This window comes from Yersinia massiliensis CCUG 53443 (assembly GCF_000312485.1).
Lineage (GTDB): Bacteria > Pseudomonadota > Gammaproteobacteria > Enterobacterales > Enterobacteriaceae > Yersinia > Yersinia massiliensis.
Genome location: NZ_HE997643.1, coordinates 349,305 through 360,929, shown reverse-complemented (window position 1 = coordinate 360,929; position 11,625 = coordinate 349,305). Strand labels below are relative to the sequence as shown.

Here is an 11,625-nt window from a genome sequence, read left to right as displayed (position 1 = left end):
ATGGCGACGTCTCCACTTTTGGATATTCAAAACCTCAGTGTTGCATTTCGCCAAGCTGGCGTTGACCGCGAAGTGGTTCGCGAACTGTCATTGCAGGTGAATGCCGGTGAAACACTTGCGCTGGTGGGTGAGTCAGGCTCAGGCAAGAGTGTCACTGCGTTATCGATATTGCGCTTACTGCCCTCACCGCCCGTGGTTTATCCAAGTGGCGATATTCTGTTTGCAGGCCAATCACTGCTCCATGCCGATGAACCGACGCTGCGAGCTATTCGCGGCAATCAGATCTCCATGATTTTCCAAGAGCCGATGGTATCTCTTAACCCGCTCCACACTATCGAGAGGCAGTTAGCTGAAGTTCTGTCACTGCATCGTGGCATGCGCCAAGAAGCCGCCAGAGCTGAGATCATTCAGTGTCTTGACCGTGTCGGCATTCGTCAGGCCAAAAGCCGATTAGCGGATTTCCCGCATCAGCTTTCCGGCGGGGAGCGCCAGCGGGTGATGATTGCCATGGCAGTGTTGACTCAACCTAAATTACTGATTGCCGATGAGCCGACTACCGCACTGGACGTCTCAGTACAGGCCCAAATTTTAAGTTTGCTGAAAGACTTAAAGCAAGAAATGGGCATGAGTTTGCTGTTTATCACTCATAACCTGAATATTGTCCGCAGGCTGGCTGATAACGTCGCCGTCATGCGTGAAGGTCGTATCGTTGAACACAATAGCCGCCAAGCGTTGTTCAGCTCGCCGCAGCACCCTTATACGCGTCAGTTATTGGATGCTGAACCGCAAGGTGACCCTTTACCTCTCACCACTGATCTCGCGCCACTGCTGACGGTAAACGATCTGCAAGTCGCTTTCCCTATCAAACGTGGCTTGCTACGGCGAACAGTCGATCACCACTATGCCGTGAAGAACCTCAGTTTTGAGTTGAGACCCGGTGAAAGTTTAGGGTTGGTGGGTGAGTCTGGATCAGGCAAAAGTACTACGGGGCTAGCCTTACTGCGCCTGCTGCCTTCAACGGGTGAGATATGGTTTAGTGGGCAACCATTACACCGTTTTACATCAAAACAGATGTTGCCTTACCGCAGCCGCATTCAAGTCGTGTTTCAAGACCCATACTCAGCGCTAAACCCGCGCTTAAATGTGCAGCAAATTATTGCTGAAGGACTCGAAGTTCACCAGAGACTCAGTGCCGCACACCGCGAGCAACGGGTTATTAAGGCCATGGAAGAAGTCGGGTTAGACCCGGTGAGCCGCTATCGTTACCCTACGGAATTCTCTGGAGGCCAGCGACAGCGTATTGCCATTGCGCGCGCTTTAATCCTGCAACCTCAATTATTGATCCTTGATGAGCCGACCTCATCATTGGATAAATCAGTGCAGGCACAGATTTTGACGTTGCTCAAATCCCTGCAACAACGTTACCAGCTCAGTTATCTGTTTATCAGCCATGATTTACAAGTCGTGCGTTCGTTATGCCATCAAGTGATTGTGCTAAAACAAGGGGAAGTTGTAGAGCAAGGTGACTGTCAGGAAGTCTTTGCTGCACCAAAAGAGCAATATACGCAGCAACTACTCCAATTCACAGATTAGTGATATGGGGAAAAAGAGCGCCAACATACCGAATCGACGATATCGTCGATGAAAGATGTCGGCCTATCATGAGCACCGATATGGGCGTTATCGCTTCAGAAGGGATAAAGTGCCGTCATGGTTTCAGCAATAGCCACACCAACATCTTTTAGGCGACACATGGTCGCGCTTTCATCTTGCCGGTGCACGAAGAGGCAAGGCTCACCTTCCCATTCAACAATCGCGGAATCCACTTGTATCTCTTGTAGCGAGAGGTGAAGCCGCTGCATGATAATTTGTGCATGGTAACCATCGTGGCTGAGTAACTTCAGCCCCATCAGGTCATTTTGAGTATCGTCTATCGCCGCCGTCAGTGGTATCGGTTCAACGTTGACCCCGATAAAGCCAGATAACCAACGGTAACTTTGCGGCAGACGATGTACTACCGAAAGTTGGATATTATTCACGTGTTTTTCCTAGTCAAAATAAAAATTTTAAAACTTAAAAAGGCACTACAAGGACTCACACTGACTAAAGTTATAGCCGCTAAGTTGTCATTGTGCCTGATTCAAACCTCATCAAAACACAACATTGATAACAATTTAGAAACTTAAATATAACAATGCTATTTTTGCGTTATTTTTAATCTTCACTCAGCCCGTTCTGCCAAGGTTGAAATTTCAGGTTTGGGATTTAGATCCCATTTTTCGTTATATTTATACCTTTATGACGATCATCTCAACCATTTTATTGCTAACGCGTTACCTAACCGCTGTCAAAATTTTACATTTAAGGAACAATCAAGGCTTTATCTAGTGCGATAGCCGATATTTAATTAATTGATAAATATATAAATTAATGAATACTTGTTACCTGCCGAATGACAGAGTTATCTGATAAAAACCCTCAATAACTATTTTCGGATTATTTATGTTGTCGCTTAAAAAGTTAACAATATGTGTCTAAACATCACTATGCAATGAATAATGATACGCATGCTTATAATATTGATTAAGCGCAATAAACAGGGGGGTTATCACTTGCGATCAGCGTTATTTTTAACAAAATGAGTGAGAAGATCGCGGGGTTAATCGGTAGGATTGAAGCAGGGAAACATGTCGCGTCTCCCCTTAGGTGTTCTTGATTATGACGTTTTCACCGCCACTTTATGTGGGCGGCTGGCATAAAGATAAAGCAGCATGGCAATAGCAATACAAAATGCCATCGAGACCACCATCGGCCAGGCACTGTGCGAAGATACCATCGACAATAGTGTTCCCACCACAGCACCGATACCAAAGCGTAATGTCCCCGCCAGAGATGAAGCCGTCCCTGCCATGTGCGGGAAATCATCCAGAATAACGGCCATCGCATTCGAAGTGATCATTGCGATACAACCGACGTAAGCCGCCACCCCCAATACCAAGGCCCAGAATCCCATTCCTGTCGCACAAACCACCAGCAACCAGATCCCCATGACAAATTGCACCAACATGCCAAATCGGAACATTTTTAGTGCACCGAAACGGCGAACATTGCGGCTATTAATCAGTGTCATCAAGAATAAAAAGACAATATTTAGCGCGAAGTAATAGCCGAAATTCTGTGGTGAAACGCCGTTTAACTCAATGTAAACAAACGGGCCGGCACTGAGGAATGAGAACATCCCAGCAAAAGAGAAACCGCTGGCCAACATATAACACAGCACCCGCTTATGGCGGAATAACGTCCCGAAATTGCCGATGGTGGTGCGCAGATGGAACCGTTGCCGTTTCTCTTTAGGTAGCGATTCTTTGATATAGAGCGCAACCAGAATCGCGCCGATTAATGCCGCACCGGCCATGGTCCAGAAAATGGCATGCCAACTAAACCACACCAGTAATGCGCCCCCAATAATCGGGGCCAACAACGGGGCGATAGTCATCACCAACACCACAAAAGACATCATTCGGGAGAAATCGTCTTTGGTGAACATATCGCGCATCAAGGCATTGATGACCACACTGGCTGCGGCAGCGGATAAGCCGTGCAGGAAGCGCATATTAATCAGTTGTTCAACCGATTGCGCCATGGCACAAGCCATACCTGCAAGCGCAAAGATTAACGTCCCCCAGAAGATGACCGGCTTACGTCCTAGGCTATCTGCCATCGGGCCATAAAACATTTGCCCAATAGCAAACCCGAGGACATACGCACTGAGTGTCATCTGTACCCCACCACTCTCTACGCCAAATTCTTGCGCAATGATCGGCATACTCGGCAAATACATATCGATGGCCAAAGGCATCAACATCGACAACAAACCGAGAATAAAGATTAAACCAAAGTGGGATGTGCGGTTTTGCGCTTCATTTTGATTAGGGGCAAGCACGGTTAACAACTCCTTTAATAACGGATAGCAAGGGATCTTGACTGTAAGCCACGCGAGCACAACTTACCCACGTGGCAACAGTATCCCTATTACAGATGGGGAGCGCCTACGCTAGCAATCTCTTCTGCCGTCAGTGGGCGGTACTCTCCAGGTGCTAAATCGTCATCAAGTTTCATCGCGCCAATTCGTTCGCGGTGCAGTGCGACGACTCGATTGCCGACAGCCCCAAACATACGTTTTACCTGATGATAGCGTCCCTCGCTAAGGGTCAAACGCACCAACTGCGGCTCGATAATCTCGAGTTGAGCGGGTTTGGTCAAAGAGGTTTCGTTGTGCAGTTGCACGCCGTCAGCAAATTTCTGCGCCGTATCATCTGCCACTGGATGTTCCAGCGTCACTAAGTAGGTTTTTTCGCAGTGATGGCGCGGTGAAGTAATCCGGTGTGACCATTGACCATCGTCCGTCATCAGCACTAATCCGGTGGTATCGATATCCAATCGCCCAGCAGCATGGAGTTTGTAAGCCACTGGCTCATCAAGGAAGTAGAGTACCGTCGGATGATCTGGATCTTCTGTCGAACACACATACCCCTGCGGCTTGTTCAGCATAAAGTAACGTGGCCCAAGGGTTTGCTGTAATGGGTTACCATCGAATCTCACATCGTGCTCAGGTAACAACTTCATTGCACCCGTTTTGACCACTTCGCCATCAATTGTGACTCGTTTGGCCCGCAGTTCACGCGCGACTAACGCGCGGCTAACACCCAGTTGCTGAGATAAAAACTTGTCCAATCGCATTGAATCTATTTTGCCTGTTGTATTGTCGTGCCATTGACATGCACGATATCCGCCATCACACCCACCAAAAACGGAAGAGTGCTCATAATGCGGTATGAAAGAATGAAACAGTAAAGTGGTATAGGGGAAAATCATTTGCTGCCTAACCAACCTGAAACATCAGTATAGCGGCGGTTGCGCTATCAGCCTAGGAACAGTTACTCAAAAAGTACATGATTAAGAAAGGCTATCCCTTTGTTTTCGCATCACGCACTCGTACTGTACCTCGTTAGCAGCTCATGACTCTCGCATCAGCTATCGCTGGTAGGCATAATAATAGAAAGTTTTTCGCGATGGGGAGAGAAAAATGTCACTAATACGATGCGGGAAATTGTTGCAAATGGTGAATAGAACAAGCGCGATAAATCACTTAGCTGGGCAGACAATTTAATGGCTTTTACGCTACGCCCATATCAGCAAGAAGCCGTAGATGCCACACTGGCTCATTTTCGCCGCCATACCGAACCCGCTCTGATTGTCTTGCCTACTGGAGCGGGTAAAAGCTTGGTTATTGCTGAATTAGCAAAATTGGCCCGTGGTCGCGTACTGGTGCTGGCGCATGTCAAAGAACTGGTGGCGCAAAATCACGCCAAATATTGTGCCTATGATTTAGAGGCTGACATCTTCGCCGCAGGGCTGCAACAGCGCCAAAGTGAAGGCAAAGTGGTGTTTGGCAGCGTGCAATCTGTGGCGCGCAACCTGCCACTGTTTGATAGCGCGTTTTCGCTGCTGATTATCGATGAATGTCACCGTATCAGTGATGAAGATGACAGCCAGTATCAGCAAATCATCCAACATTTACGCGCTAACAATCCTCGGCTACGGTTACTCGGGCTGACAGCGACGCCTTATCGATTGGGTAAAGGCTGGATTTACCAATTCCACTACCATGGCATTACCCGCAGTGATAGCCAGTCTCTGTTCCGCGATTGTATCTATGAGTTACCGCTGCGTTATATGATCAAACACGGTTTTCTGGTGCCGCCTGAACGGCTGGATATGCCCGTCGTCCAATATGATTTTAGCCGTCTCACAAGCAACAGCGATGGCCTTTTCCGCGAAGCGGATTTGGATCGTGAACTTAAACAGCAACAAAGAATTACCCCACATATTGTTAGCCAGATAATGGAGTACGCAGCCCAGCGCCGTGGCGTGATGATTTTTGCCGCCACGGTTGAACACGCGAAAGAAGTCTACGGATTACTCCCCAAAGGCAAGGCGGCATTAGTGAGCGCGGGCACGCCCCCTGCTGAGCGGGATGCCTTAATTAGCGCATTTAAGCAACAACAACTGCATTATTTGGTGAATGTGGCTGTCTTAACCACCGGTTTTGATGCCCCCCATGTTGATCTGATTGTCATCCTGCGCCCGACCGAATCGGTCAGTTTGTATCAACAAATCGTCGGTCGTGGCTTGCGGCTATCACCCGGTAAAGAAGATTGTCTGATTTTGGATTATGCAGGTAATCCACACGATCTCTTCACGCCAGAAGTGGGGACGAGCAAGCCACAGGGTGATAGCCAGCCGGTACAGGTTTTTTGCCCTGATTGCGGTTTCGCCAATATTTTCTGGGGAAAATGTACCGAATCAGGTGAAATTATTGAGCACTATGGCCGCCGCTGTCAGGGCTGGTTTGAGGATGATCAAGGTGCACGAGCACAATGTGATTATCGCTTCCGCTTTAAATCTTGCCCGCATTGTGGGGCAGAGAACGATATTGCCGCACGTCGCTGCCATCAGTGCCAAGAAGTGCTGGTTGATCCTGATGATATGCTGAAAGCCGCACTGAAACTAAAAGATGCGCTGGTGTTACGATGTGGTGGGATGAGTTTAGAAAGCGGCCATGATGCCAAAGGGGAATGGCTAAAAATCACTTATTACGACGAAGATGGCACACATACCAGCGAACGCTTTCGCTTAGCAACACCCGCACAGCGTATGGCATTCGAGCAAATCTTCTTACGCCCACATCAACGCGCCCCCGGTGTCACCTTAAAATGGCAGACGGCAGCGGATATCATCGCCCAACAAGCCCTATTGCGTTATCCCGATTTTGTCGTCGCCCGTCGGCGTGGGCAATGGTGGCAAATCAGAGAAAAGGTATTTGATTATCAGGGCCGTTTTCGGCGAGCAGATTCCCTCGCCTAAGCCGCATTTAGCCTGAGATTTTCGCGGTTTCATTTGCTGTCGCGCTGATCTTTCGCTAGAATGTCGCCCGCTTTGCTCTGGGTTTACCCAATCAAAGCCGAGTATCGAACCTGTTGCTGGGTCGCCTGTAGCAGGGTAAATTTCTTAAGAGAAAATAAACATGACCACTATCAATGCAGAAGTACGTAACGACCAGGGTAAGGGTGCGAGCCGCCGCCTGCGTGCAGCAAATAAATTCCCGGCTATCGTTTACGGTGGCACAGAAGCAGCTATCTCTATTGCTCTTGACCATGACACCACCAAGAACATGGAAGCAAAACCGGGCTTTTACGATACCGTTCTGACTCTGGTAGTCGACGGTAAAGAAATCAAAGTTAAAGTTCAGGCTGTTCAGCGTCACGCTTTCAAGCCAAAACTGACTCATATCGACTTCGTTCGCGCTTAATCGCCTCGCTTTCGATATATTCGGGACGCCGAAATAAAAAACGCCGCTTATGCGGCGTTTTTTATTGGCTGGGCGTTTTATCGGTGGAACATGCTTATTGCTTGAATTAGGTCATGTATTGCTTAAGCAGGGCCACAGGACAAACGGTTACTTGTTACCTGAATTACGTTGTAACTGATCACGCAGATTTGGCGGCGTGCCTTTAATCGTCAGCGTATCGGTTGCCGCATCCCAGAAAATACGCTCACCCAGTAACAAAGCGTCAAAATTGATACTCAACCCACCACCACTGCCTGCAAATTTGGTCAACTGACGCAAAGTACCGCGATCTGCTGGGAAACTCTCTTCCAATGCATAGCCCTGTTCAGCCGTGAATTGTTGGAAATCTTTCTCGCCCAACTTCGGCAGCTCCTGAGCCAGTTCCTGCAAAGCAATCTCTTCGCCGGACTGCAATTGTTCATTACAATAGCTATAGACTTGCTGACGGTATGCCTGACGCTCATTTTTACCTAATTCAGCATCCGCGCAATAATCGTCTACCGCTTGTAATAAGCCACGGTTTTGCGCTTTGGTATCCAACCCTTCAGCAGCCGCGAGGAAATCCATAAAGAAGTCAGAGACTTTGCGCCCTATCCGCCCTTTTAAGAAGGTGAGATAACGGGTCGACTCTGGGTTATTTTCCCATTCAGTCAAATCAATACGCGCCACAATATCCGCACGGTTAATGTCGAGGTAATGAGTGGTGCTCAAATCAAGCTGCTCATTGACACGCATACTATTGCAACTGCTCAGTACTGAGATCAGCAAATATTCGGTCGCTAAATAGCGGTATTGGCAAAACAGCACCACGCCACCTTCAGCAAACGGGTATTTTGCTAACTCATCACGTAAACGCCCCGTTGCCGCACGGCTAAAGCTGAGAAAGTCTTCATCACCCTTACGGCTTCGCTTCAGCGCCTCCGCCAATTCACTGTGCTCATTAAACAAGCCATAAGCTTTGTTTTTGGCGCTGTAAACCCGGTGTAGCTCGGCCATCATTTCTTCAACCACCGCATTGGTGGGTAACAGAGAATCGCGCAACACCACATCAAGCGTTTGCTCATCACGCTTAATAAGCTGATGTAAGGCTATCTGGTCAATATCCAGACTCATGATAAATACTCCTTTTGGCTAGGGGCGTATTCAATCACTGATGCCGGAGAGCTGCAACCAAAAGCGACGACGCCCCTCAATTAACGGCTAATGATTCTTAATGCTATAAAATAGCGGAAAAGCGTGTCTCTATACGGTAAGATGTGGGACTTTGTCAGGTGTTGAGTACAATTTTTATGCCACAATCATCCCGTTATAGCGACGAACACGTTGAACAACTACTGTCTGAATTAGTCAGCGTACTGGAAAAACACCGTACCCCGACCGATCTTTCTTTGATGGTGTTGGGTAATATGGTAACTAATCTGATCAATACCAGCATTGCCCCAGCGCAACGCAAAGTATTGGCACGCTCTTTCGCCGAGGCGCTTCAAGCTTCGGTACGTGAAGATAAAGCTCATTAATTTATCGGCCAAGACTGCAATCTCAATATGGTGACAAATCGTCAGCGCTATCGTGAAAAAGTCTCCCAGATGATCAGCTGGGGGCACTGGTTCGCCCTGTTTAATATCCTGTTCAGCCTGGTGCTGGGTAGTCGCTATTTGTTTGTCTCCGATTGGCCCTCATCGCTAATTGGCCGTATCTATGCCCTTGTTAGCTGGCTTGGGCACTTTAGCTTCATTGTTTTTGCCGCCTATTTGCTGGTGATCTTCCCACTTACCTTTGTGGTGATGTCACAGCGGCTACTCCGTTTTCTTTCTGCCGCCTTTGCGACTGCAGGTTTGACCCTGCTCTTGATAGATACTGAGGTCTTTACCCGTTTCCATTTGCACCTTAACGCTGTGGTATGGGAGCTTGTGGTTAACCCAGACCAAACCGAGCTGGCGCGCGATTGGCAATTGATGTTTATCTCGGTACCCGTCATTTTTCTGGTCGAGATGCTTTTTGGCACTTGGGCGTGGCAAAAACTCCGTAGTCTTAACCGGCAGCGTTTCGCCAAGCCGCTGGTTGCGGTATTTATTTCGGCCTTCTTTGCTTCGCATTTGATGTATATCTGGGCTGACGCCAACTTCTATCGCCCTATCAGTATGCAGCGGGCAAACCTGCCGCTCTCTTATCCGATGACTGCCCGCAAGTTCCTTGAGAAACACGGCCTACTAGATCAACAAGAGTATCAACGCCGCTTAACGGAACAAGGCACACCGGATGCACTGGCAGTTGAGTATCCACTCAGTCCAATTACTTTCAGCGATAAAGGCAGCCGTTATAACCTACTATTGATTGTGGTTGATGGTATTCGTGCCAGTAGCTTGAAAAAAGACATGCCTGCGCTGGCTGAATTTGGGCGTTCAAACATTCAGTTCGATCGCCACTACAGTTCGGGTAATCGTCAGGATACCGGCTTGTTTGGCCTGTTTTATGGTATCTCGCCGACTTATTTAGACGGTATTCTCTCAGCCCGTGAGCCATCTGCCTTTATTACTGCATTGAGTGGGCAAGGTTATCAGTTCGGTCTGTTCTCCTCCGATGGATTTGAGTCCCCTCTTTACCGTCAAGCCCTCTTGGCTGACTTCACGTTACCGGCACCGATAGAGCAATCGGATCGTGAGACTACCGCACAGTGGCAGCAATGGTTGTCAACAGTGAAAAATGGTTCGCCTTGGTTCTCGTACATTAACCTGAACGGTGCGCCTGAAGCGCAAGACCCTGTCGCTGACAAGAGAATGGAATTACCATCAGACTTTATCCATAACTACCAATCTGGTGCGAAAGAAGTTGATCAACAGATAGCAACCATTTTGGATACGTTGAAACAGCAAGGGCAGCTCGATAAAACCGTGGTGATTATTACTGCCGCCCATGGTGTCGAATTCAATGATAGCGGCACCAATACATGGGGCGCTGGGAGCCGTTTCAATCGTCACCAGCTTCAGGTGCCACTCGTCATCCACTGGCCGGGTACACCTGCGCAAACAGTGAATAAGCTGACCAACCATGAAGACATCATGACGACCTTGATGCAGCGGTTATTGCATGTCAAAACCGCATCCGAAGATTATTCGCAAGGGGAAGACTTGTTTGCCGCACAGCGTAATAATAACTGGGTAGCGACGGGTGATAATGGTGTGCTAGTTATTACAACACCGACACAAACGATTGTTCTTGATAATAACGGTGAATATCGTACCTACGATGAGCAAGGCAATGAAATCAAAGATGAAAAGCCTCAGCTCCCACTACTCTTGCAAGTGCTGACCGATATAAAACGATTTATTGCGAACTAGCCCTAAGAAACAACAATTAGCACGTTTAAAAAATAAGCAATTGATTTCCCAAGCCTTGCAATAACAACGGTAAAATGTAGTATAAACACCGCAGCATCGGCATGTAGCGCAGCTTGGTAGCGCACCGTCATGGGGTGTCGGGGGTCGAAGGTTCAAATCCTTTCATGCCGACCAAATATCCTCAAGAAAACCAATCCGTTAGGGTTGGTTTTCTTGTTTGTGGGATTAGTGGTAGGGAAAATTAGGGGAAACTCAAGGGAAAAACCCCGACACATAAGATGCTAAATCGACAAGATGCAATTCAGGCAATTTTGCAGGATACGTGGGAAAGTACTGATGATTGGTTTCAGGCTTGACATCTTATCCAAAGCCGGTTAATTAACAGCTACTCCCTCCCTGATATATCCCCAGTATTTGTGTTACAACTTATTCGATCTATGATACTTAAGAAATATTAAAGGCTCAGAGATCGGTATTCCCGATTACTCAGCTAACCCACCGCTAACCTACTGCTAGCACATAAATAGCTAAAGGAGGGAGAGTGAAGGCTTATTTGGTGGTCATCATTCTAACTGTCGCAGCTATTTTTAGTGTTATTTACATTGGGTGGCTAGCCGAGTGGTTTGTCCACTGGTGGCGTGAAGCCGAGATGTTCTAAGGTGGACAACCCACAACTAAGACGTAGAGGTTCATATGAAAATAAACAGCACCGTGGTTGTTATTGTCCTCATAGTTGCCGCTTTTGTTGCTGGGTACATAGTCTCAGAGATGTTTGCTAGGTAGCCACTGCTAGGAAGTAGAGGGGTGGGTAGTAAATTCCAATTGCATAAGGTCAATTAGCATTCAGTTTTATTCTAGTGATAATACAATCCGCAT

Annotated in this window: 10 protein-coding genes and 1 tRNA gene; 7 read left to right on the top strand and 4 right to left on the bottom strand. The window is 47.8% G+C overall.

What is annotated here, in order from left to right:
• Window positions 1-1,593 carry a microcin C ABC transporter ATP-binding protein YejF gene (gene yejF, locus BN68_RS01660; protein ID WP_019209412.1) on the top strand — a complete coding sequence of 531 codons (1,593 nt, stop codon included), beginning with the start codon at window positions 1-3 and terminating at the stop codon, window positions 1,591-1,593.
• Window positions 1,594-1,688: 95 nt separating this feature from the next.
• On the opposite strand, the gene BN68_RS01655 is transcribed toward yejF, so the two are convergent.
• The 3 genes from BN68_RS01655 to rsuA all read right to left on the bottom strand — a co-directional run bounded on the left by BN68_RS01655 (window position 1,689) and on the right by rsuA (window position 4,740).
• Window positions 1,689-2,039, bottom strand: coding sequence for a YejG family protein (locus BN68_RS01655; RefSeq protein WP_019209411.1), 351 nt, complete (start codon window positions 2,037-2,039; stop codon window positions 1,689-1,691).
• A 677-nt stretch (window positions 2,040-2,716) separates the two neighbouring features.
• Complete coding sequence (locus tag BN68_RS01650; RefSeq protein WP_019209410.1) at window positions 2,717-3,943, bottom strand: Bcr/CflA family multidrug efflux MFS transporter; 1,227 nt, start codon at window positions 3,941-3,943, stop codon at window positions 2,717-2,719.
• An 89-nt stretch (window positions 3,944-4,032) separates the two neighbouring features.
• Window positions 4,033-4,740 (bottom strand): 16S rRNA pseudouridine(516) synthase RsuA, encoded by a 708-nt coding sequence (gene rsuA / locus BN68_RS01645; protein WP_019209409.1) that lies wholly within the window; start codon window positions 4,738-4,740, stop codon window positions 4,033-4,035.
• Window positions 4,741-5,169: 429 nt separating this feature from the next.
• On the opposite strand from rsuA, the gene BN68_RS01640 reads away from it, so the two are divergent.
• Together BN68_RS01640 and rplY are read left to right on the top strand one after the other, a co-directional pair.
• Window positions 5,170-6,927 carry a DEAD/DEAH box helicase gene (locus BN68_RS01640; protein WP_019209408.1) on the top strand — a complete coding sequence of 586 codons (1,758 nt, stop codon included), beginning with the start codon at window positions 5,170-5,172 and terminating at the stop codon, window positions 6,925-6,927.
• 160 nt (window positions 6,928-7,087) lie between these two features.
• Window positions 7,088-7,372: a 50S ribosomal protein L25 gene (gene rplY / locus BN68_RS01635; RefSeq protein ID WP_019209407.1), complete on the top strand. Its 285-nt coding sequence runs from the start codon at window positions 7,088-7,090 to the stop codon at window positions 7,370-7,372.
• A 147-nt stretch (window positions 7,373-7,519) separates the two neighbouring features.
• Here the strand turns inward: rplY and yejK are convergent, their stop codons facing one another.
• Window positions 7,520-8,524: a nucleoid-associated protein YejK gene (gene yejK / locus BN68_RS01630; RefSeq protein WP_019209406.1), complete on the bottom strand. Its 1,005-nt coding sequence runs from the start codon at window positions 8,522-8,524 to the stop codon at window positions 7,520-7,522.
• Between the two features lie 176 nt (window positions 8,525-8,700).
• Between yejK and BN68_RS01625 the strand changes: the two genes are divergently transcribed.
• From BN68_RS01625 to BN68_RS24535, 4 genes are all read left to right on the top strand, one after another.
• Window positions 8,701-8,928 (top strand): YejL family protein, encoded by a 228-nt coding sequence (locus BN68_RS01625; protein WP_002208836.1) that lies wholly within the window; start codon window positions 8,701-8,703, stop codon window positions 8,926-8,928.
• Between the two features lie 27 nt (window positions 8,929-8,955).
• Window positions 8,956-10,749: an LPS biosynthesis-modulating metalloenzyme YejM gene (gene yejM / locus BN68_RS01620; RefSeq protein ID WP_019209405.1), complete on the top strand. Its 1,794-nt coding sequence runs from the start codon at window positions 8,956-8,958 to the stop codon at window positions 10,747-10,749.
• 97 nt (window positions 10,750-10,846) lie between these two features.
• A tRNA-Pro gene (locus tag BN68_RS01615) sits at window positions 10,847-10,923 on the top strand.
• A gap of 104 nt (window positions 10,924-11,027) precedes the next feature.
• Window positions 11,028-11,105: a DinI-like family protein gene (locus tag BN68_RS24535; RefSeq protein WP_071822401.1), complete on the top strand. Its 78-nt coding sequence runs from the start codon at window positions 11,028-11,030 to the stop codon at window positions 11,103-11,105.
• The last annotated feature ends 520 nt before the right edge of the window (window positions 11,106-11,625 follow it).

Bases quoted from the DNA above. Each gene is read 5' to 3' on its own strand.
- yejF (WP_019209412.1), top strand. From the start codon at position 1: ATGGCGACGTCTCCACTTTTGGATATTCAAAACCTCAGTGTTGCATTT.
- rsuA (WP_019209409.1), bottom strand. From the start codon at position 4,740: ATGCGATTGGACAAGTTTTTATCTCAGCAACTGGGTGTTAGCCGCGCG.
- BN68_RS01640 (WP_019209408.1), top strand. From the start codon at position 5,170: ATGGCTTTTACGCTACGCCCATATCAGCAAGAAGCCGTAGATGCCACA.
- rplY (WP_019209407.1), top strand. From the start codon at position 7,088: ATGACCACTATCAATGCAGAAGTACGTAACGACCAGGGTAAGGGTGCG.
- yejK (WP_019209406.1), bottom strand. From the start codon at position 8,524: ATGAGTCTGGATATTGACCAGATAGCCTTACATCAGCTTATTAAGCGT.
- BN68_RS01625 (WP_002208836.1), top strand. From the start codon at position 8,701: ATGCCACAATCATCCCGTTATAGCGACGAACACGTTGAACAACTACTG.
- yejM (WP_019209405.1), top strand. From the start codon at position 8,956: ATGGTGACAAATCGTCAGCGCTATCGTGAAAAAGTCTCCCAGATGATC.
- BN68_RS24535 (WP_071822401.1), top strand. From the start codon at position 11,028: ATGCTAAATCGACAAGATGCAATTCAGGCAATTTTGCAGGATACGTGG.